At 43.2% G+C, this 22,333-nt stretch carries 22 protein-coding genes; 12 read left to right on the top strand and 10 right to left on the bottom strand.

The features are described 5' to 3' along the window. Window positions 1–102 precede the first annotated feature (102 nt). Window positions 103–1,884, top strand: coding sequence for an RNA polymerase sigma factor (locus tag KJS69_RS28280; RefSeq protein WP_213587463.1), 1,782 nt, complete (start codon window positions 103–105; stop codon window positions 1,882–1,884). Between the two features lie 665 nt (window positions 1,885–2,549). Here the strand turns inward: KJS69_RS28280 and KJS69_RS28275 are convergent. Continuing rightward, window positions 2,550–3,140, bottom strand: coding sequence for a TetR/AcrR family transcriptional regulator (locus tag KJS69_RS28275; protein WP_213587461.1), 591 nt, complete (start codon window positions 3,138–3,140; stop codon window positions 2,550–2,552). A 143-nt stretch (window positions 3,141–3,283) separates the two neighbouring features. Between KJS69_RS28275 and KJS69_RS28270 the strand changes: the two genes are divergently transcribed. The 4 genes from KJS69_RS28270 to KJS69_RS28255 all read left to right on the top strand — a co-directional run bounded on the left by KJS69_RS28270 (window position 3,284) and on the right by KJS69_RS28255 (window position 4,911). Next, window positions 3,284–3,487, top strand: a complete 204-nt coding sequence (locus tag KJS69_RS28270; protein WP_213587459.1) for a hypothetical protein — start codon at window positions 3,284–3,286, stop codon at window positions 3,485–3,487. Window positions 3,488–3,640: 153 nt separating this feature from the next. Further along, window positions 3,641–3,970, top strand: coding sequence for a helix-turn-helix domain-containing protein (locus KJS69_RS30385; protein ID WP_374706751.1), 330 nt, complete (start codon window positions 3,641–3,643; stop codon window positions 3,968–3,970). 44 nt (window positions 3,971–4,014) lie between these two features. Next, a complete protein-coding gene (locus tag KJS69_RS28260; RefSeq protein ID WP_213587455.1) occupies window positions 4,015–4,410 on the top strand; it encodes a VOC family protein in 396 nt (131 codons plus the stop codon). Window positions 4,411–4,614: 204 nt separating this feature from the next. Next, complete coding sequence (locus KJS69_RS28255; RefSeq protein WP_213587453.1) at window positions 4,615–4,911, top strand: hypothetical protein; 297 nt, start codon at window positions 4,615–4,617, stop codon at window positions 4,909–4,911. Window positions 4,912–5,326: 415 nt separating this feature from the next. On the opposite strand, the gene KJS69_RS28250 is transcribed toward KJS69_RS28255, so the two are convergent. From KJS69_RS28250 to KJS69_RS28230, 5 genes are all read right to left on the bottom strand, one after another. Beyond that, a complete protein-coding gene (locus KJS69_RS28250) occupies window positions 5,327–6,985 on the bottom strand; it encodes an ABC transporter permease (RefSeq protein WP_213587451.1) in 1,659 nt (552 codons plus the stop codon). Beyond that, complete coding sequence (locus KJS69_RS28245) at window positions 6,982–8,079, bottom strand: ABC transporter ATP-binding protein (protein WP_213587449.1); 1,098 nt, start codon at window positions 8,077–8,079, stop codon at window positions 6,982–6,984. The genes KJS69_RS28250 and KJS69_RS28245 overlap by 4 nt, the downstream gene beginning before the upstream one ends. An 88-nt stretch (window positions 8,080–8,167) precedes the next feature. Next, complete coding sequence (locus KJS69_RS28240) at window positions 8,168–9,196, bottom strand: ABC transporter substrate-binding protein (RefSeq protein ID WP_213587448.1); 1,029 nt, start codon at window positions 9,194–9,196, stop codon at window positions 8,168–8,170. A gap of 89 nt (window positions 9,197–9,285) precedes the next feature. Then, complete coding sequence (gene murQ, locus KJS69_RS28235) at window positions 9,286–10,179, bottom strand: N-acetylmuramic acid 6-phosphate etherase (RefSeq protein ID WP_213587446.1); 894 nt, start codon at window positions 10,177–10,179, stop codon at window positions 9,286–9,288. A gap of 161 nt (window positions 10,180–10,340) precedes the next feature. Then, the gene (locus KJS69_RS28230; protein ID WP_213587439.1) at window positions 10,341–11,216 is read right to left on the bottom strand and encodes a MurR/RpiR family transcriptional regulator; all 876 of its coding nucleotides are present in this window, start codon (window positions 11,214–11,216) and stop codon (window positions 10,341–10,343) included. Between the two features lie 407 nt (window positions 11,217–11,623). On the opposite strand from KJS69_RS28230, the gene KJS69_RS28225 reads away from it, so the two are divergent. From KJS69_RS28225 to KJS69_RS28215, 3 genes are all read left to right on the top strand, one after another. Next, a complete protein-coding gene (locus KJS69_RS28225; protein ID WP_213587437.1) occupies window positions 11,624–12,241 on the top strand; it encodes a hypothetical protein in 618 nt (205 codons plus the stop codon). Window positions 12,242–12,253: 12 nt separating this feature from the next. Continuing rightward, a complete protein-coding gene (locus KJS69_RS28220; protein ID WP_213587435.1) occupies window positions 12,254–13,273 on the top strand; it encodes a leucine-rich repeat domain-containing protein in 1,020 nt (339 codons plus the stop codon). 113 nt (window positions 13,274–13,386) lie between these two features. Next, window positions 13,387–13,962, top strand: a complete 576-nt coding sequence (locus tag KJS69_RS28215) for a GNAT family N-acetyltransferase (protein WP_213587433.1) — start codon at window positions 13,387–13,389, stop codon at window positions 13,960–13,962. Window positions 13,963–14,175: 213 nt separating this feature from the next. On the opposite strand, the gene KJS69_RS28210 is transcribed toward KJS69_RS28215, so the two are convergent. Continuing rightward, window positions 14,176–14,739 (bottom strand): TetR/AcrR family transcriptional regulator, encoded by a 564-nt coding sequence (locus KJS69_RS28210; protein ID WP_213587431.1) that lies wholly within the window; start codon window positions 14,737–14,739, stop codon window positions 14,176–14,178. A gap of 165 nt (window positions 14,740–14,904) precedes the next feature. On the opposite strand from KJS69_RS28210, the gene KJS69_RS28205 reads away from it, so the two are divergent. After that, on the top strand, window positions 14,905–16,332 hold the full coding sequence (locus KJS69_RS28205) for an MDR family MFS transporter (RefSeq protein ID WP_213587429.1): 1,428 nt from the start codon (window positions 14,905–14,907) through the stop codon (window positions 16,330–16,332). Between the two features lie 146 nt (window positions 16,333–16,478). On the opposite strand, the gene KJS69_RS28200 is transcribed toward KJS69_RS28205, so the two are convergent. After that, on the bottom strand, window positions 16,479–17,003 hold the full coding sequence (locus KJS69_RS28200) for a dihydrofolate reductase family protein (protein WP_213587427.1): 525 nt from the start codon (window positions 17,001–17,003) through the stop codon (window positions 16,479–16,481). Between the two features lie 450 nt (window positions 17,004–17,453). On the opposite strand from KJS69_RS28200, the gene KJS69_RS28195 reads away from it, so the two are divergent. Further along, window positions 17,454–17,669, top strand: coding sequence for a hypothetical protein (locus KJS69_RS28195; RefSeq protein ID WP_213587425.1), 216 nt, complete (start codon window positions 17,454–17,456; stop codon window positions 17,667–17,669). 179 nt (window positions 17,670–17,848) lie between these two features. Here the strand turns inward: KJS69_RS28195 and KJS69_RS28190 are convergent, their stop codons facing one another. Both KJS69_RS28190 and KJS69_RS28185 read right to left on the bottom strand, forming a co-directional pair. Then, window positions 17,849–18,451 (bottom strand): TetR/AcrR family transcriptional regulator, encoded by a 603-nt coding sequence (locus KJS69_RS28190; RefSeq protein WP_213587423.1) that lies wholly within the window; start codon window positions 18,449–18,451, stop codon window positions 17,849–17,851. A gap of 25 nt (window positions 18,452–18,476) precedes the next feature. Next, window positions 18,477–18,719, bottom strand: a complete 243-nt coding sequence (locus tag KJS69_RS28185) for a hypothetical protein (RefSeq protein WP_213587416.1) — start codon at window positions 18,717–18,719, stop codon at window positions 18,477–18,479. 1,414 nt (window positions 18,720–20,133) lie between these two features. Between KJS69_RS28185 and KJS69_RS30130 the strand changes: the two genes are divergently transcribed. Then, the gene (locus KJS69_RS30130; protein ID WP_213587414.1) at window positions 20,134–21,156 is read left to right on the top strand and encodes a nucleoside-triphosphatase; all 1,023 of its coding nucleotides are present in this window, start codon (window positions 20,134–20,136) and stop codon (window positions 21,154–21,156) included. A gap of 581 nt (window positions 21,157–21,737) precedes the next feature. Further along, window positions 21,738–21,986, top strand: a complete 249-nt coding sequence (locus KJS69_RS28175; RefSeq protein ID WP_213587412.1) for a hypothetical protein — start codon at window positions 21,738–21,740, stop codon at window positions 21,984–21,986. The last annotated feature ends 347 nt before the right edge of the window (window positions 21,987–22,333 follow it).

Raw genomic sequence — 22,333 nt, 5'->3', positions numbered from 1 at the left:
GATTACTCAAAAAAATTTTTGCAAAAAAAGAATCCGATTTGTCAGAAATCTCTTCTCTTTCGAGTCAGTATTTTAGGTCGATATATTTGCGGGGTGTTATTCATGGGGGACGGTGTCATTTGGGAAAAAGGTGCAGAGCTAACAAATGGGGAAACGGAGCATGACCTTGACATGCTGGAAGACAGCGTACTGGTGCAACGAGCGCAGACTGGCGACCGGGAGGCGTTCGGAGAGTTGATCCGACGTCATCGGCGGCAAATGTTCGGGTACGCGCAAACATTAACTCGGGAGCCTTTCCTAGCAGAAGATATCGTACAGGACGCTTTGATCCGTGCTTTTTTGCACCTGGGGACGTTGGTCGATGTTGCGCGGTTTCTGCCTTGGCTTCACAGGATCGTCCGTAATCAAGCGTATTCCCGCTTGAGTAGTAACCCGGTTGTGAGGGAGAGGTCTTTCTCGGCGCTGCAACGTACCGGGGAAGATGGGGGCCCTACAGACGTCGTTTGGTCGAATTTGGACGATATTCTTCATCGCGTTTCGCGTTCGTTGGCCGAAAATGCAAACACCACTGCCAATCCAGAAGAGCATTTAATGCGCCGACAACTGCATGAAATGATCACAAACCTGCTCAGTTGCTTAACCAAGCGAGAGAGGCAAATTTTTGAGTCTCATTTTTTCGATCATTTATCACCGCAGGAAATAGCAAAGTTGTTCAGCTTATCTGCCACCAACGTCTATCAAATCTTGTCCCGTTCCCGGAAAAAAGTTGCACGAGAGCGAATCCGTATCATAGTCGACCAATACATGATGGACCGAAAGGATTTGGGAGCGTTGAAAACAAACCTATTATCGAAAACATCTACATTCCATGTACCTGGTACATGGACGTCGGTAGGCTGGGCCCTCTACCGCATGCTGGGCTTTACCGATCAGAAGCTATCCTTACCGATGGTAATGGGCCTTACTGGTCAAGCTTTTCGCATCACTATTTGCCATGACGATGTCCATATTGCGGGACCGACGATGTACCCGTTCCGGGATGTTTTGCCTCGCGGCTTGCAAAACATGGGATGGAGCTGCCGCATCGTGGAGACGCAAAACAAGCGTGATGTACCCGGAGATAATACCAACTTGATTGACTCGGCATTGCTTACGTCAGCTGCAAAAGAGAAGAGGCCGCCGCAAGAAGAATTGCCCGCCGCCCTGGAACTGATTCACCGTTCCATCGACAGAGGCATTCCGGTTCTGTCCTGGGATTTGTTCATTCCGGAATTCGGAGTCATCTATGGCTATGATGATGAACAGCGGATGTTGACGGCAATGGAATGCATGCAGGATGACAAGCTTCCATACGATCATCTCGGACGAGGGACGCTGGAGGATTTGTTCATACTGTCTCTGGAGGAACGGACTGAGAAAGACCAACGTTCCATGCTTCGGGATGCGTTATCGATGATTCTCGATCACTACGATGGAAAAGAGGCTCCGACCGATCGTGGAGAACGCGGATTGCGCGCCTATGATGTATGGATTAATGCTTTCCGAGGCGGCAAGATTGAGCCGAATGGAAATGCCTACAACATTGCAGTTGTGCAGGACGCCCGCCGATTTGCTGCAGATTTCCTTAGTGAAATTAACGCAGAGTGGCAAGGAGACGACGAATCGGACGAACTCATCCGTGCTCTCAGTGCTGAGGCTGCGCAGCTATTCCGACAAATGGCGGAACAACTGCAAGAGCTTGCCTTGTTGTTCCCTTTTCCATCGGGTGGCGATCCAAACTCGGTTGTGAACCGTGAACGTGCCGTTAATGTATTGCAATCTGTAAAGGGGCTGGAAGAGCAGGCTGTTTCACTGCTTGAACAGATGAACGCGGCACTTGCATAGCAGTAGCGTTATTAGGGGGAGGAAACCGCACCCTCTAGATGTTAATATGTTGAACTGTGCATCGTTCGTTCTTCAGCTACAAATTCCAGGTAAGGCCATCCGCGCAGGATGGCAGGATGGAGAAAAGAAAACAATGAGAACCTCGTTTGGGTTAACGAATCCTATGCAATTCAATCCCTTGGGATCTACGGGAATGCTCTGTTAGTTATACCTGAATATAACGTAGTGGCAGTACGAATGTTGAATCAAACCGAGCGAAATCCAGCAAGTTATAATTATTTAAGAGACATCCAAACCTTCGGAGATATGGTTTTGGAACGTATTTTATCTCAAGAAGCTATAGCTTAATATTCAACCTTTTTAACTGCTCGATGGTATTAAGAAGGTCAATGAATTTCGGGCTAACCGATTGATTTCCAGACCAGAACTTCATGAAAACAGATTTTTTCTGCATCTTTCAACAAGCGTTGCAGCCCATCACGGCTTTCCATGTTAATATCCTTTTCCTTCTATGACCCAGATGGAAACTTTATTGAAGTCTGGAGTACCGACTAATGCCTTTCTTTATTAAACTAACGGGAAACGATAGTTGAATCACCGACAATCAGGCCGCCGCTTAATTCGACGGCCTTGGCCCTCCTCTTCTTTTGCGCTTCGGGAGCCCGTCAGCCGCTTAGTTCCCGCAGATGATAGGCAATAATTCGTTCGATGTTCGCAGACGTATAGAGCTCCGGCCGCAACAATGCTAGAACCGTCAAGCCTTCGACGACCGCGGCAAGCCGGAAGGATTCGAGCTCCACATCCACCGATGGCGGAAGAAGCTCCCCTTTCGCCAATAACTCGAGGACCGCCTTGGTCAAGTCGTGGAGACCGTCCATCAACTCGTCTTTCTTCCGTTGAAGCGCCGCGCTGGTCAGCGAACGAATCGCGAACACCCACCAGACGCCGACCGCGGTTCGCTTGTCCTTATCCATGGGGAGCAGTTCAAGCAGCACCTCCTTCGCCGCTTTCATCGGATGGGGGCTAATCGCGAGACTTTCCGCACGAGAATACTCTCTTACTAAATAATAGTCCACGATAAACAACAAAAGCTCGTCCTGTGTAGAAAAATAATGCCGCAAGGCGCCCGGCGACAGTCCCGCGGCGGTGGCGACGGCGCGGATGGACGCTTGTTCGATTCCTTTCGATTCGATAATACTCCACGCGGTTTCGGCAATGAGCTTCCTCTTCTGTTCATGATCCACGATTTTCGGCAATGTGACTCGCCCCTTGTTTTATTTAATACACTGAACTATAATAATTTTAATACAGTGTGTTATTTAAAGTTTCTTAATTTGGTTATACCGTACCAAGCTTCTTCCGTCAATGGCGGTAAGCACTTCGGACCGGGAGGGATTCGATGGAGAACGATTTTAGCGAATATCGGCTGCGCACGATTTGCTATTTATGCAAGAAGGAGTTTGCGGTCGTTGGAGGCACTGCTGCGTATGATCGTGTGAAGCGAAACAAGAAGGGGATGCATTGCTGTGAAGACTGTAAGCAAAAGATCGAACTGGAAGCCCGATTGCAATTCGGCAGACGAGTTCTGACCGGCAAGGATTAATCTAGACGGAGGCTCCTCAGGGGTCGAATCTCCCACCACCGCACGGTATTTAATATCGCCTATAAAAGGATCCATTACATTGCTATCTTCTCACCTTATTTATCGATCAGTACAAAATTGAATCATGAAAGCTCGCAACGCTAGAAAATAGCAATGTTCTGGTTCAGTTCCAGACGTAGTTACCATTTGGTCATCAATTTTGGTTCCCCACATATAAATCTTAGCGAACGATCGCTGGAAAGGCATTTTAAATACTTTACAGGGTTAGCACCTAAGAAGTTTGCGGGGATATGCAGAATACAGCATGTTCTTCGCGAAATGAGACTAACAGATGCCGACATGGCAAGTTATTCCATACAGGGCGGATTTTACGATCAATCCCATTTTCATCACATGTTCAAACGACTTACTGGAACAACCCCGTTATCCTATATGCGGAGCAGAGACCATTTGTCGGAGTTATACAATACAGCGTCCAAATAACGGTGCTATTCTTATAGAGAACCAAAGAAATAAGGAGTGATAATATGCAGAAAAAAATTGGACATGTCACGATTTTGGTAAAAAACTATGATGATGCAATTGATTTTTATACGAACAAGGCGGGGTTTGTATTATTAACGGACAATGCATTTGGGAGTGGAATGCGATGGGTCTCAGTCGCTCCGTCAAAAGAATCTGAAACAGCGATTGTTTTTGTTGAAGCGGATACGGCTGAAAAGGTTGCAAGGGTCGGAACCCAAGCAGCTAACCACGTTTTCTTGGTCGTTCAAACGGATGATTGCTATCGCGATTATGAAAAAATGAAGAGAAACGGTATAAAATTTTTCGGTGAACCGAAAGAGGTACCTTGGGGAGTCGAGGTCGTATTTGAAGATCTCTACGGGAATCGGCTGGATCTTGTTCAACACAATGGATTCTAAATCAGATAGGGGGCTGTCCCAAAAGTCACTTTTGGGACAGCCCCATTGTTATGTTACTTTACCATAGATGATACGGAGAACCGTACCATAAGTAACAGTAAAAATGTTGTGGAGCAGTATGGGGAATGCAGTGGAGGAAGTGGGAAATGTTTTCTAATCACGTAGTATAATTATGTTGATAAATGAAACACGGAGGTGCCGCCCATGAACAAAGCGCAAACTGAACTGCATAAAGCGTTACACTATTTGGACCGCGGCAGGTTGGAGTCAGGAGAGCTTAGTCTAAAGCAGGCGATGGAAGCTGCGGATGCCGCCGGGGATAGCACCACTTATATTAGAGTTGCGGTCTGTTACGGTGATTTGTTATGGGAGATGGAGAGGTATGGGGAGTCCGAACGTTGGCTCCAGCTTGCCCTTGACCGGTTTGCTTGCTCAAAGCAGTCAGATACAGACGCGCTGAATGTGGAAATGAACCGTGCGAAAGAATTGATAGATATATAATGGCAAGTGGCCTGGAATTAGGTGAGGAAAACAATACAAGGTGCAATTGTACACCTCAATTATGCCAATCTAGCCGTTTTTGAGATTAAGGTGCTAAAGTGCGCTCTATTTTCCACGATTTTAAAAAAACGAGGATTTCCCCCATTTAAAGGGTACTTTTGCCCTTCAATGCCTATTTCGTGAAAAAGGTTCGATTTAAGAGGTATTTTTTCCCTTCAATCCCTTGCGCTCTCTCCCGGTTCCAGTACAAGAGTATTCTCTCGATTCCAAAATACGCATCAGAGTATCTGGCGAATCGATTCGAATCGAAAAAGGCGTATCATACAAGTACCCAAACCCAGGTATAAGTATAGCAGGGATGGGAAGAATTCCATCCTTGCTATATTCGGCAATAAGTTGCTGTTGTTGGTTTGAACTACAATTGAATTTCCTTTTTACCCGTGATTTTGAAGAACAATAACAAGGCGATAACTGTAGTCGCGGACAGAATGGCAGAGAGAGCGGCGGCTACTCCATAATTGCCTCGAATGACTTCAGTATAAATAGAAATCGTCAATGTTCTCGTAGTGCCCACATATAGAATAATCGAGGCGCTCAGTTCGCTAATAACGGTCATCCAACTCATTAGCGCTCCGGATACAATTCCGGGAACCATCATGGGCAATGTCACTTTACGGAAAGTTTTAAACGGAGAGGCGCCCAAACTTTGCGCAGCTTCCTCTACGCTCGGGTTAATCTGCCGCAGGATCGCGGAACTGGATCGAATCGTGTAGGGCAGACGGCGAATGACATATACGGCAATAATGATAAAGGCACTGCCGCTCAGTAACAAAGGCTTCTTATTAAAAGCGGCCAGCAAGGCAATCCCTAATACGGAGCCCGGAATAATATAAGGGATCATGGTCAATGTATCCAATGTTTCCGTAATTACATTTTTCTTGCGGACAGAAATATAAGCGATTAGAGTCCCAATGACTAGAATAATTAAGATGGCTGTAAAAGAAAACAAATACGTATTGGTTATTGCGCTGCCCATTTTGGAAAAGGCATGAATATAGCTGTCGAACGAAAATCCCGACGTGAAAATTCTGCCATTCGTTTTCAAGAAGGAGGTGAAAATGACTACCGCCTGAGGGATCGCCGCGAGAAGCACAACCAAATAAACGACCAGATGAGAAATAATGTTTTTCGCACCTTTTGCCGGCTCCGGCTCCATCGGGCGTAAAGCACTCATTTCAACTGTGCTCCGGTTAGATATATATTTTTGCAGTAGAAAAATAAGGGTCGTCATAATAACTACAACCACACTGATCGCTGCAGCAAATGCAGCATCCCCGCCCATCTCGGCGACAAAAGAGGTATAAATTAAGACAGGCAACGTTCTATACCCTTCACCAATCAGCATCGGTGTTCCAAAGTCAGCCAGCGCTCTCATAAAAACCAGAAGGGAGGCGGCCAGCAAAGTAGGAAGAATCAGGGGGATGACGACCTTGACTATTTTATGAAGGCCTACACTCCCCAAATTTTCCGCAGCTTCATTCAGGGAGTTGTCCATATTTTTCAAAGCTCCGGATACAAACAGGTAGATCAGAGGGAACAACTTTAAAGTGAGTACTAATAGAATGCCATAGAAGCCATAAATGCCATTAAATTCAATGTCGAATAAGCGGTTGATAAACTTTGTGATGACACCGCTTCTTCCGAGCAACAGGATCCAAGAATAAGCCCCGATAAATGGAGGCGACAGCACGGTAATAATAATGATGATTTCAACCATGCCTTTTCCTTTAATCTTAACCGTTCGCATAATGTAGGCTAATACCGTTCCTAAGGCCGCTGCCAAAAGCGTAACCAGCAACGTTACCTTCAGACTATTCCATATCGTGGAAGTATAGTATTGCCGGGCAAAAAACTTTTCAAAGGCTGCCAGTGTAAACCGCTTGGTTTCCGCATCATAGATACTATTAATAAAAATTTTATATACAGGAAACACGAAGAATAGTATAAACAAGGCGAAGGTGCTGAGGGTAATGACAAACCATATATCCCATCTCACCCGTTTCGGATTATTCACCCTTGTTTCACTCCCTTCATTAACGATGTTTCGCTATATTTATCAAATACATTATAGGTGGGCGAGTGGATGCTGAGGTTCACTTTAGCCTGGTTAGGCACAATGTCCGTGGCCAGATCGTTAACTAACACTTCGACGATCTGCTTGTTATATAACTCTACTTTGTATTGGATATTCATCCCCAGGAAAGTACTTTCTACCACTTTTCCTTCCAGCCCCCCATGTTGATCCAGCTTGAACTCATTGGGGCGGACAAGCAGTTGAACCTCTTTGCCATCCTCTACTTGGTCAATCATGTTATCCACGATTAATTTATATCCGTTTTCAAACTCAATTCCTCTCCTTCCTTCCATGGTCGCCGTCCGAGCACCAATCATATTCGATTGCCCGATAAAAGTGGCTACGTACACATTATACGGATGCTTATAAATCTCCACAGGCGTTCCGATTTGTTGAATCATTCCATCTCTCATGATGGCGATGCGGTCTGATATCGCTAGAGCTTCTTCTTGATCATGCGTCACATAAACTGTCGTAATCTTGAAGCGGTTCTGGATATCCTTGATGGCAGAACGCATCTCCACTCTTAACTTGGCATCCAAATTGGACAACGGTTCGTCCATTAACAATACGTCAGGTTGAATAACAATAGCTCTGGCCAGGGCGATGCGTTGTTGTTGTCCGCCGGACATTTTGCTGGGAACACGATCTTTTAAATCATGGATTTTCACGATTTTCAAAATTTCATTTACTTTTTCTTCAATCTCGGATTTCTTCCTTTTCTGATTTTTCAAACCGAACGCCACATTATTGGCAGTCGTCATATGCGGGAAGATGGCATAGTTTTGAAAAACCATCCCTATGTTTCTTTTGTGCGGCGGAATGTTGTTGATGACCTTATCATTAAATTGAATCGTTCCTTCTTCAATGCTATTAAACCCCGCGATCATCCTGAGCAGCGTTGTTTTCCCGCAGCCGGATGAACCAAGGAGTGTGAAAAATTCCCCTTCTTTAACTTGTACATTTAAGTCCGGAATGACCGTTCGATCCCCAAATCGTTTGACCGCGTTCGTAATTGTAATAGATACACTCATGTTTGGCCTCCTCGTAAACATCGTGCTGTACGGAAAAAAGGAAGAGGAAGCCTGCCCCCTTCCTTTCTCCATTCGATTTATCTTTAAACTATTTAGTTACGACATCCATGTATTTCTCAACAATCGCATCTTTATTTTCCAATCCCCACAGCACATCATACTCTATCGTTTTTATTTCGGAAATGGGTGTCTTGAAGCTGGCAAGCTCGGCATCAGCACGGACGGGTCGATTCATCGTCTCCAGCCCCAGCAAGTTCTGCACCTGTTCTGAAAGTAAGAAATCTGAAAACAGTTTTGCGTTTTCCAGGTTTTTGGCGTTTTTAACAATATAATTGCCTGATTCTTTAAAGATGGTTCCTTCTTCCATGTAGACCACTTTAACAGGGGCACCGTCTTGTAGATAGGTGACGGCTGGTTCTTCATAGGTCAGTCCTACATAATACTCTCCATCCGCAACCCCTTTGTGAACGTTTCCGGAGCTGCTGACGACTTTTCCATCCAAATTGTTAACAAACGCTTCCACATAGTCCCACGCTTCCTGAGAAAAAGGATCCTTGTCTTTACCCATGGCGAACAACATGTTTTCCAGATGGTTAAAGGATGAACTGGATGTGGCCGAATCACCATGAGCGATTTTACCTTTCAGCTCGGGCTTTAATAAATCTGCATAGCCATTCACTTCGATATCGCCAATCAGGTCTGTATTGATTAACAGCACAGGACTGGTCGAGCTGTAGCGTGTAACGAAACCTTCTTTATTTTTAAACTCTGGCGATAAATACTGGTCATTTACTGAAACGTATTCTTCAAAATATTCCTTAAGAGGCATTATTAACGAAGGGGATCCGCCCCACATGACATCGGCGATCGGATTCTCCGCTTCCCCTTTAATCCGCGTTAATAATTCACCTGTAGATGCGGCGACGATTTCCACCTGGATTCCTGTTTCTTCCTCAAAGGCAGGTACAATCAAGTTAATTAACTCTTCACTCGCAGGCGTGTATACCATTAAATGTTTGCTGTCGGTTTTCTGACCCGGATCGGAAGAGCTGGAACAGCCAGCCAATGCAAAGGAACCTAGAACAACGGCTAAGACAGCTAATGCAAGTTTTCTCAATATTGACCCTCCCACTATAAATTAATGGTTAATGAATAATAAATACATTTTATAAAGATTGCACAAGTGTTTATCCTCACCTCCTAAATTTACTCCAGAACTTTTCTAACCCGCCCTCCGACCGCATTAAGTTTCTCTGCAGCACGATCCGCGTCATAGCCTAGAAGGATCATGACGATGGCAAGCTTTACGCTGCCGTTGGCCTCTAGTAGGACTTGGCTGGCCTTCTCCCTATCCACGCCTGTTGCATTCATAATTATATTTTCAGCACGGGTTTGTAATTTTTCATTGGTGAGCTGAACGTCCACCATCAGGTTTTTGTATACTTTTCCTGTGCCAACCATTGACAAAGTGGAGATCATATTCAAGACCATTTTTTGTGCCGTTCCGGCTTTTAAGCGGGTAGATCCTGTAAGGGCCTCTGCTCCAGTGACGACTTCAATGGCAATATCCGCCGCCTTGCCGACTATGGAATGCTTATTGCAAGCAATGGCCGCCGTAGTGCAGCCTAGGCTCGAAGCATACTTCAAGGCTGATACTACGTAAGGGGTTCTTCCGCTGGCGGCTATGCCGATGACCACATCTTTGGACGTTAATTGAATACTCTGCAAATCTTCAATTCCAAGAGTGGTACTATCTTCCGCGTCTTCGACTGCCTTCATGAAGGCAGTAAGCCCTCCGGCCAACAAAGCAACAACTTGTTCCGGTGGAGTTCCAAAGGTGGGGGGACACTCTACTGCATCTAATAATCCTAACCGACCGCTGGTCCCTGCTCCTATGTAAATTAACCTGCCGCCGCGTTGAAAGGCTTCAATCGTCGCTTCAATCGCTTTTTCAATTTGCGGAAGCTCTGAGCGCACCGCTTCCGCTACCTTCGCATCCTCTTCATTCATTGCAACCAATGCGTCGTAGATGGACATTGAATCTAAATTCATCGTTTTCTCATTTTGCTGTTCTGTTGACATACTCTCCAGGTTAATCATCTGTATATCCTCTCCACTTAATATTTAGTAAATCGATGTGAATAGTGCGATAAATAGCGAATACTCCCCCCTTATTTTAGTTGCTGTTTAATAGGCTATAAACTAGTATTTGCAAGCGTTTTCAATAAAATGAGACTATGTATTCGTTTTGTTGGCAACCTTTATTCATCTGCATCAAAAGCATTTTCGGCTGAAGATTCAAGCTTTTGAATATGGGTCTTGGAGATCTTCTCCAAAGATTTTTCAAACTGTGTATTAACATATCCCGTGTAAAGAATATCGATGATGTTTAGCTGGGATATTCTGGAAGACATCGCACCACTGCGAACAATCGCTTCGTTGGCAGCTACGAATATAGTGTAATCCGACAATTCCGCTATGGGTGATGATCCATACCTCGTGATCGATATAATCTTCGCTCCCGAATCTTTGATAGCTTTGGCGCATTCAATCATCTCTACGGTTTCCCCTGAATAGGAGATAATAACTCCTAAATCATCAGGAGACATATGCTTAGCTGTCAAGAGTTGAATATGCCAATCATCATTCACTGTGCTGCGCTTGTTTAGACGAACAAATTTGTGATGTGCATCCTTGGCCACTAGTAAGGATGATCCCAAGCCGAATAAACATATATTTCTACTAACCCGTAACAGATCTATACACTTCTCAATGACTTTATAATCAAGAAGTGATTTAGTATCTTCCAAGGAGACGATGTTTTTGTACGTTATTTTCTCCACTATCTCTTCGATTGTATCGGCGCGGGTAATTTCTTTCTTTTCCACCGACTGGCTGTTTTTTCGGATCGCTAGTTCGTAAATTAACGCTTTGGTAAATTCTTTATACCCTCTGAAACCATTCTTCTTGCACAGTCTGACGATCGAAGAAGGGGAGGAAAAAGTGGTGTCAGCAAGCTTGTACACGGTCATCTCTGAAGTTTCTTTAGGATGCTTTAAAATGTAGTCGGTAATGGTTCTTTCTGTTGTACTGGCTTGATTATGGTACTCCCTTAGCCGGATAAGCACGCTCTTCATTTGTTTTCCTTCCTTACTCGCGACGGGTTAGGACTAGTAGTAGCCTTTATTATAGCAACGCGAACCGCGGTGTCAATTAAATCTGGCGATTATAAAACTTTGTTTCATATAATGGTTTTTTCAAAACGGGATTCACGGATAAATTGAAACATTGTGCGATAATTTTAACTTTATTTTCCCAAAGAAAAATATTTTACCATCTCAGATTCGCGTAAAAGCAGTAAACAGCTTTAACTAAGGATGATCCCGCATACGATCACCATACTAAAATCGCTTTAAGCTTTAGGCTTATTCAACTATTCCGCCGATAGCCCTGATAAGCTAAACTATATTATAAGTAACGTTAAGTTAACGCCTGCGTAAATATCAACGCATGTTAATCATTCATCATGTCGGGGAGAAAAGAAATGGATAGATTAAAGAACAGCGGATTTTATAAACTTCGATTCTTCATAACGCCGGAAGAGTTTAAAAGCTTTTTGGAGCTTTTTGAAGATAGGAAACCGCAATTTCACCTTACGAATTACGCCCGGACAGAGCATGATCAGATTCAGGTTTATGAGGCCTATCAAGCCTATTATCGGTATTTTGCGGCGGCGGAAAAAAGGAAGGATGCTCACCCCTTCTTTGTTTATTCTATTTCCATTACGTCTGATCATGAAAACTCGGGATTTTTCGTGAGAAATGAAGGCGTTGATTTCCCCTATTACGGACAATGGGCAGAGGATGAACTGCCGTGTATTTTGCTTTCCTTTCCTAAAGGATTTCAAGTCGATTTGGAAGATGAAAAAGGGAAGTACTACATTTACGAGGATATTCGGGATCATAGGCCGTTGACGTATGCGTTTTTCGAACAAGTAACGGGTTATATTAAAAAAAGAACAAAGCCGCTTCGCTTCTCGGCGCTTGACCCGGAGGCGATGAAAGAGCAGAAGCCATCTGTTCGTATAAGCCGCGATGCGATTCAAGATATGGGCCAATCGTGGATCTTCAATAAATATGGACTTGTGATCCATGGCAAATAGGAGGGTTTACGAATGCGCAAAATATGGAAAAGGAAGATTCTGATCAACAATCCTGTTGCGCTGGACCGGGTTCAGATTGAGCAGGACTTGCACGGAGGCAACCAAGTGATTGTCCAGTTCTCTCACCCGCAGTTTTATGGCTCCATCTTGGAGGAAGTGGATGAGCTTTGCGCGCGTTTGGATGAAAATTTCGGAGTACGTTTCTACGGCCACTATTCCCTCTCGTTTGATGGCCATACTCTCTTGCGGATTCCCCATGTCAAAATGCTGCATCTCAATTGTCTCGCCCGGGCGCATAACACCGAAGCCTTGGTGACGCTGGAACACTTGTACAGTTTGAACCTAGGCATATACGAGCTGGAGAATTCGGACATTTTGGGAATAGACTCGCTGCGGTCTCTAAGAGATTTATCAATTATATCGGAGAAAAAGATCCTCAACCTGCAATATTTTAAAGAGTTCCCTCATCTGGAACAATTGCATGTCGGGGGCAAGGTGAAAAACCTGGATGCGATAGGCTATCTGGAGGGCTTGAATTATCTGGCGCTGCATTCCATCAGCAAATTACCGTTACATTTTATTAACCGACTGAAGAAGCTGAAGCACCTTCGCATTTTGCTTGGAGGTCGAGAGCATATTCAGGAGATCGAAGAGAATGAAATCGATGACTTGGAGATCTGTAGAGTCCGCGGTTTTCATGACCTGACCCATATTACGAACTTCCGAGCGCTAACGAGGCTTGTGATCGAGGATCAAATCCAATTGCATGAAATCGGCTTTGACCGGGAGATGAAGGCGCTGGAGGAGCTATCTATTTCGAATTGCAAAGGCTTGGCTCGGTTGACGGGAATGGAGCAATTGCCTTCGCTGCGCAAGCTTCGCATTTTCAAAACGGCCATCGATTTTGATTCCTTTATCCGTCAAAAACTTCCAAGTGCTTTATCTACTGTGGAATTTGCGACTTCCAAAAGCAAAGTAGACCAAGAAATACAAGAATCCTTATTAAAGCTGGGTTTTCAAAAATGGAGCTAGACCCTCCCTCCCATCACCGAACCAGGCCGCCGATTACATTATAATTCCTCGTAAAAGTAAATATTTGGTTCATAAATGGTGAGGAACTACACAATTTATCTTTGGAGGATATTATGCGAGATATAGATTACAGCAATTATTATTGGCAAGATGATAAAGTCAGATTGCGTGCAATCGAGGCCGAAGATTGGGAGAGTTGTTACATAAGCGGATTTGATACCCCTGCACGTCGTCTTTTAGAATGTGCTATTGAATTACCGCCTACAATCTCAGGGGCTAAAAAGTTCGCAGAGGAAAACGCTGATTTTTCTTCAACTAATGGACGAATAATGTTTACCATTGAAAATTTGAACGGAGAAAGTATAGGCGGTATCAATTTAAACAGTATCGACGAGAGAAACGGGACGTTTAGTATAGGGATAGTGATAGATAAAGAGCATCGTGGCAAGGGTTGCGGTACGAGGGCTATGAAAATCCTCTTAAAATATGCTTTCTTGGAACGTAGACTCAATAAGTTCAATGACTGTGTTCTTGAAGGAAATGAAGGTTCTGCCAGGATGATGCAAAAGCTTGGCTGCATTCAAGAAGGTGTACGTCGACAGGTGGTATATATAAATGGTCAATATTTAGATTTTATTTTGTTTGGGTTAACTAAGGATGAGTTTATTGAGAAGCAAAACGAGATTTGAAATTAAACTAAGGGTACGATAGTTGAATCACTGACAACTAGGCCGCAGATTACTTCGACGGCCTTTTGTGCATAATCGGGAGCTTGATCATAACTCTGGGATTGAGCTTTTTTTAATTTAAAATTCTAACGCGACAGCATTTTATTTTGGTATGAATAATAGAGTATGCATAAATATTCCGGGGAGTTGAAAAGACCTCTTCACCAGGGCATTCTATTTTTCTCTCTCTTCTTCACAATCAAAAATATTTGCATTCACCAATCTTTGAAAATATTGATCCATCTGTGCTAAGCCCGCCAGATTGGGGTTTTTATGCCACCATGTACTTAAAGCAACCATTGCAGCTACATGAAATTCTGCTAACAAGTCATGAGGGATGTCGATCGTTTTGGAATGCTGGATGAACTTTAAGGCGTCTTTTTTCAATAACCGCATGGAGTAAGCCGTCATGCAATCAAAGAATAGTTCATCACTTTGCTGCGAACGAACTAACTTATTGGACTCGGAGCCTTCAAAAAAATCATTGGACCAAAAAAAGGGCCTTAAGATCCTTTTCTCTAATGGGATATCCCAATATGGCTCCATCAGCTGATTCAGCCCATACTCCAGCAATCTGAATTTGTCATCAAAATGCTTATAAAACGTGGAACGATGAACCATTGCTTTTTCACAAATTTGATCTACAGTTATTTTGGAAACCCCCATCTTTTCTACTGTCATTAGATCAAACAAGGCTTTCCATAAAAATTGTATGGAGCGGCGTTTTCTCAAATCCATCCCAATTGCCCCCTCTATTCCGCTCAAGTTCTCAGACATTTATTTGATACTGTTTCCTAACTGTACAAAGTAGGTGTATTAAATATATTTTGCAGCCCAAATGATCACTATAATTGGAATCGACTTCATAACTCATCCTATATTACACGAAAGGAAGGCACTTACATGGATTTGGATTTACAGAAAGTGAAGCGAATGCCAATTATGGTCGCCCTTATGATGGGAGCATTCGTGGCGACATTAAACGAAACGCTGCTAGGCAATGCCTTGCCTGTGCTGATGAAGGAGTTCCAGGTCGGCGCCACCACAATACAGTGGCTAACTGCGGCTTACCTGCTCGTTGTCGGCACACTCATTCCCATAACGGCTTTAATTCAACAATGGCTTACTACTAGACAGCTTTTTTTAACCGCAATGATTACCTTTTTAATAGGTACGATCGTCGCTGCAACGGCCCCCGCTTTTATGTTGTTATTAGTCGGCCGAGTGATTCAAGCCATTGGTACGGGACTAATTATCCCGCTGCTGATGAATACGTTGTTAAATATTTACCCTGCGGAAAAACGAGGTTCGGTTATGGGGTTGCTCTTCTTAATATTTACATTTGCCCCCGCTATCGGGCCTACCCTTTCAGGCATTATTATTGATGCAATGGATTGGCGCTGGCTGTTCTATACTATTATTCCCATTACTATCATTTCCATCTTCATCGGGTATTGCTATCTTGTAAATGTAACCACGATCACAAAACCCAAAGTTGATGTGCTGTCCATTATTTTATCGACCTTAGGTTTTGGCGGTGTTGTATATGGATTCAGCGCTTCAGGAAATGAAGGCTGGTCAGATCCGCAAGTTTATTGGTCCATTATCATTGGCAGCCTGGCCTTGATTTTATTCGCAGTCCGGCAACTGCGTATTTCAAATCCGATTTTGGAATTGCGCACCTTCCGATTTCCGTTGTTCTCGCTCTCGATTATACTATTAATTATTGTTATGATGTCGATGTTCGCAACAATCACATTATTACCTTTGTTTCTGCAAAGCGTGCTGTTGGTGACAGCATTTCAATCAGGACTTATAATGTTGCCTGGGGGTGTCGTTAATGGACTAATGTCTCCTGTTACAGGAAAACTATTTGATCGATTTGGCGCCAGAGTCATTATTATTCCAGGTATATTGATCTTATGCATTGCGATGTATCTCTTTACCGGATTCACATTAGAGTCGACGAGCTTGCAGATTATCTTAACGCATTGTCTATTAATGCTAGGTGTGGCGCTCATTCTGGTCCCGGTCCAAACCTATGGACTGAATCAGATTACGCCTGAATACTATGCGCATGGATCTGCTATTTTCAGTACGCTGCAGCAAGTTGCCGGTGCGATTGGCTCAGCATTGTTCATCGCGACCATGACCGCACGCTCCAGTAGTCATTTGGCACAGTCAACTAGTCCTGATGATGTAACTGAACAATTAACGGCATCTGTTGCCGGCTACAGTGACACGTTCATGCTTGGCTTGATCATTTCGATCATTGCGATGGTTGTATCTCTTTTCCTAAGAAAAAACAAAAAAGTAACGCAAGCGGGTTGACCTCTTGCGGTGCTTTTCCAGGACTGCCCTGTTGCAACAAGCGGGGCAGTCCTTTTCTCTTTCTCAAAGTAAAGGACGTGAGAGCGGCAATACTAAACTCACGCCCAGATAACGCATCAGCTCAAATATTCAATTTGTTAGAAGCTTTAGGATTTCACTGTATAATGCAGTTGAACCATTTGTCCGTAACGTTTGGTCTCGGCCAGGAAAAGCTTCAATTCCGGATTCTCTTTTTTGAACAGCGGAATCCCACTACCTAAAATCGTTGGGATCATCGTAATGATAAACTCATCGACGAGTTTGTTTTTCAAGAGTACGTCAAGAATTTCGGCTCCACCGACAATCCAGATTTTGGAGCCTTCCTGCTTTTTCAGTTTCTCAATGAACTCCGGTACATCCCCGGTGACAAAGGTCACATGCGGGTTGGGCTGCCGTTCGGAACGTGAGAACACATAGCACTTCTTATCCGGATAGGGAAACTGATCAGCTAGTTCAAAGGTATGCTCGTATGTTTTGTTGCCCATTAATACCGTATCAATCGTCTCATAAAATTCGCTATAGCCGTTGTCTCCCTCTCCTTCTACTTCATAGAGCCAATCAATCTCTCCATTCTCCCGCGCAATATACCCATCCAACGATGCTGCAATGTATAATACAATGGGTCGCTTCATTTCCTTCTCTCCTTTGCGAATGTTAAATTCACTGCTTATCAAGCATAGCATTTAAATATGACATCTAATGTCATATATTTCCTTAATATATCTGACCCGACACTATAAACAAGAAATGGACGAAAATAAATAATATTATTAACAATTCATAATAAAAGATGCGTAAGAAAACATTTTAAAATGGAGCGGATTTTGGGGATATTTACAACTTATCAAAGGGGTACTATCAGGGGAAACAAACACTGCCCAAATCGATTTTCGAACAAGCAGTAAAAATCATTATTCCAGCAATGGGAACCGCTGTATCCTACATGGAGATTAGGGTTCGCACAAGCTTTAAGGTAGATCAGAAGCGAAGCAAAATACGCACAGAGGGGAACGGGGATTCAGCAGTCCGGAGTCGTTTCAGTAGGAAATGCCGGACAAGGATTGATCCAGGATGCCAAATTAGTGGAAGAACAAGTCCAATATGCAAAAACTATTTTAGAGGGGGCTAAAGTTAGTGCTTCCATCGATAAGAAAGTCGATTCCATCATCAAGGAAGAGGTCAAATCGTATTTGAGCGGCCAGAAATCGGCGGAGGAAGTAAGCAAGCTGGTTCAAAAACCGCGTCATGACCTAGTTGAACAAGTAACGGTAGTCGATCGAAGTTCCACTATCAAATAAGTGGGGACTTTCTCTCTCTAATGGTCTTGATGAATTAAATATCCCGATGTCGTACTCTGTAACAACTTAGTGTAAAGGACAATGTAGCTGAATCCGCATAAGTGGCAATAAAATGAGGAAAGACGTGAAGCACAACCAATTCTATCTGGAATACACAACAATATTGTTTAACATAACTTTTAAAAAAGAAACGATTCTTCTATACAGATAGATTTCATATGATAAGTCACCAAATCTACGATTCGTTCATAATCTACCCTCTTCGTATCCAGAAATGCGTGCAGCGCTATGCCATCAATAAAAGCGTATAACCGTTCTGTTTCCATTGCACAATCAAGTTCAGGCCTCAGCACTCCTGACTCCTTCAAGCTACGAAGCAGACGCCCAACAAGGTCCAGTATGCCATCGTGCTGCACGTCAAATGCGGTGCCACTGTTTCTATAGTGAGCTGTGAATGCAAACCACACCTCCATTTCTGCCAGCTTGTCGTCATCTGTGGGTAATAGTTCCAGCAAAATCCACAGCACCTTTTGAACCAGCGGCATGTCTAAGGAGACAAGATCATTAATACGAGCTGTTGCCCGCTCCTTCACCAATCTCATGGAAAAATCAAGCAGCTCATCCTGAGTCGAGAAATAATGGCGCAAAGCACCAAGTGACAAGCCCGACTCCCGGGCAATATTTCTAACGGTCGCTCCCTTCATGCCCACCTGTCTGATGACACGCAAAGCAGCCTCAGCAATGATTAATCTTCTTTGATCGTGATCTACAATTTTTGTCATGTCTTCATTGTAGCAAAGGTTTTCTTTACACACAACGAAATAATACACTTGTATTATTTGAATGCGGATGATATACTTTTTTCAGTTCAAATAATACATGTGTATTATTTGGGGGCTTTATTGAATTTTGTTGCTTGGATGATTGTTGCAAAACCCTGATTCGGCATGACTTTTTTCCTGAAAGGATAGATTTTATGAGAACCTCAGTCAGCACAAGTAAACCAAGGCATTCGATTTGGCGTGCAGCAGGGTGGGCCATCGCTGTCACGATGGCCTCCTCTCTGCTCGGATGCAACGGCAACGACTACACACCCGCGGCCAAGAGCGGCATCGTGAGGTACGTCATCGAAAGCGACGCACCCACTGCGGACAGTGTCTCCCTGGAACTGAAAACGCGAAACGGCACGGACTCACGAGAAGAAGCCGACATAACGCTTCCCTACACTCTTGAGCTCTCGGTTGACCATAGTAAACCATTCAACTTCAAGTCCGCGGAAATTTCAGCCACAGCATCCGCTTCAGCTACTTTCATTACCTGCCGTATCTTCTACGACGACAAAAAAGTGACCGAGAGTACCGCCAAAGGCAATGCCTCAACAGTAGCCTGCCAAAGCGACGATTGGCCCAGCGCGGCTCGGTCCCTTCGGAAATGATCGCTTTTATTGTGAGACCTGAGCTGTCCGATTGCGAATGGGAGTTTTTCGAATTGAACAAGGTTCATGAGGGCGTTATGTGGTGACAGAGTACGTGAACTGGATTGTAACGGTCTTAGGCGGTACAGTGAATCGGACAGAATGTATAGAGTTCGTACGCCGAAACATATTTAAAGCGATCGATGCTAAGAGATAGGCAGCGCATGCAATAAAAATTCACCAAAACCGTAAAGGGAATTGGTGATTTTGTTTGTTATGAAAATAATCTTATCTATTCCATCAGCTTTATGAGCCCCTCGTATACAATCATAATACCACGTTTGAATTTCTTGTTAAGCTAACGGACAGGATTGTTTAACAATAATTGTCCTTAACAACCTTCCCAGAGAATGATAGGTAGCCAAAAACAAATATCTAGTAGAGTCTAACGTAATCGATAGGAAGAAACAGGTTGGTGAACAGATATCTTACGATAATAGTAACTTCTTCAATGAAGCTGAGTTCTCTGAACTGATACCAAAAGATATTCCTGAAAGCTTTAAGTTCGAAGGTGGCTATAAAAGAATATTGGATGATGGAATACAGGAATGGTTTACTTTCACCAAAGGCTATGACTACATTTCCTTAAAAATTCGCCCTATAAATTTGGAGGACGACAAAGTACGTTTTGTTTCAATTGGTGATGAGGAGTCATACGATATCACACGATACTCTATCCCTTTAGCAAAAACTATGCCAGAAGGGTTGAGGAATACAGTAAGGAGCCCTATTTTCAATAGTGACGGAGAAAAATTTTGTTGTGGGAAAGTTCCGAGAGGTATTGTGGGGGAATGTTGGTGAGCTTGTGGAATAAAGGAATTGCAGAGCCTCTGAGACCTTGGGTTTCAGGGGTTTTTAGTTCTTCCCGACTAGAAAATCGACCACTATTTTCCATGTCGTGGTATGATGAGGAATAGGTAGTTGGTTTCGGATACTATGTCCTTCAGTCGGACATCGAATTATACAAATCAAATTGGTGGGTGTTTAACAATGTATGATCAGCCAAAGCATATGATTGCTGTTTCAGCAGTTGTTAAGAATGAGAATGGGCATGTTTTAATGGTTCGAACCCATTTGCGTTCGGACACTTGGGAAATACCCGGAGGATTTGTTGAGGCCGGCGAGCCGTTAGATATAGCGGTGTGTCGAGAATTTCTGGAGGAAACAGGAATTTTTATACGTCCCCTAGGAGTGTCCGGAGTTTACTACAATGAACGGATTCACGTTTTGTCTGTCGTTTTTAACGCGGAATATGTTAGTGGTGAAATAAGAATTCAGCCAGAAGAGATTCTAGAGGCCAGATATTTAGAGATGGACGAAACAAACATTGACGAATACATAAAAAGACCTCAACTAAAGTCGCGCATACTGGATGCGCTACATGCAGTAAATTCAGTCCCATATGAGACATGGGATTTGAACGCGCCGAATTATAAGCTGTTGTCGAGGTTAGACGGAGAACCTAACCATTCCAAAAACGTATTTTTACTTACGGGAAAGCCTCGAATGGGCAAGACGACGTTGATAAAAAAACTCATAAATGAAATTGGAACAGATATATGTGGTGGTTTCTATACGGAGGAAATAATCAATTCAAATGATCGAATAGGTTTCAGATGTGTGTCCGTTGTTAGTGGAGAAAGTGTAGAAATCGCGAATGTAGAAAATCCCAGCAAAACTCGAATTGGAAGGTACGGTGTTGATGTAGAAAAGTTCGAACATTTTGCTATTAAAATATTACAGGATAGCTTGAGTACAAAGAAAATAATTATAATCGATGAAATTGGATTTATGCAGATGCTATCTGCCTCTTTTCAAAAAATAGTACAGGAGATTGTTTCCGATAATCATATTGTTGTTGGGACGATCCCTTTAGACAGTCATCCTGAAATCGACAAAATTAAATATTTAAAGGAAGTAAAGATAATAAGTTTAAATGAATTCAATCGTGAAGTTATATCAGCATTTTTGGTAAAGGATATTTTGAATGCTATAGATTCAAGTACATTGTAGAATATTCGCAGAAGGTGCATCTGCCGTTAGATAAACAGTGCAGCCTCATTAAGAGCTACCAGGCAATCTTTCGATCTAACTGAGTAAATATGAGAGGGGATTGAACGGGGATGATGAAAGCATATTCACATAAGCCCGACGGATACGAATGTCCATTTTGTCATGTTGTTTCGGGCATCGATCGACCTCATCAGGGAACAAAACAAAGGGATATCATTTATCGGAATGGAACTATAGGCTGGATAGCGTAGTTGCCCGATTTCCATATTTAGGCATGTTCATGTCATGGCTGAACATACAACAGAATTATGAGGAGGAATTACAATGGCCGAGGTTATTCTATTAAGAGGACGCCCAGGAGTCGGGAAAAATCTGATCAACTTAGTGCCAAACTGAATATTCCCATTATTCGGAAAGATGATTTTTATGACGTTGTTGCCAGTTATACTGGGGATCACGAACAAAGAAATAAAATATCGTATGGTATCTTATTTCGATTACTACAGACCAATGCATTTACCCATATGCGATTTATTCTAGATTTCTCTTTCAACAAAGAAGAGGAGATGAGAAATTTTATAATGTGGTTAGAAAACCAGAAATATAGTTTTAAATCTATTCTTTGTATTTGTAGTGATGAGAAAACTTGGGCTGATCGTCTCAATATTAGAAAGATTGATCCCCTTCCAAACCAAATGATCACTGATTTTGACGAGTTGAAAAAATACTATACTGATTTAAGCACTAAACCGTTCGATGGCGAGCTAGTAGTCGATACTGTTGAAGCGGTGGATTCAATCATTGATAAGGCCATAGCTTTCTTGCAATAATTAAAGATCTAAGGCTTTCTGCTAACGGGAACGATAGTTAAATCAACAGCAGGGTCGCCGATTACTTCGACGACCTTTAAGCCTCTTATCTCATGTGAAATGTATATATACAAATAGAACGGAACCCCGTTGTAAATCTCCAACGAAAATTACGTAGTCGATTTTTGGCTCAAAACGATAATCAGTCCTTGACTTTGTCAGGCAGCCATTGACAGATCGTCGCTAGCCGACTCGGAGTCTGTCCGATGAAACGATTTTAGGGAATCATTATTCATTTCAGGCTTTTCAGGCTATAAGATTGGCAGAGTGCAGCTATGCAAAAGACTGCAGAAGTGCATCTTTTTGAG

This window comes from Paenibacillus sp. J2TS4 (assembly GCF_018403245.1).
GTDB lineage: Bacteria > Bacillota > Bacilli > Paenibacillales > NBRC-103111 > Paenibacillus_L.
This window is presented reverse-complemented; position numbering and strand designations above follow the sequence as displayed.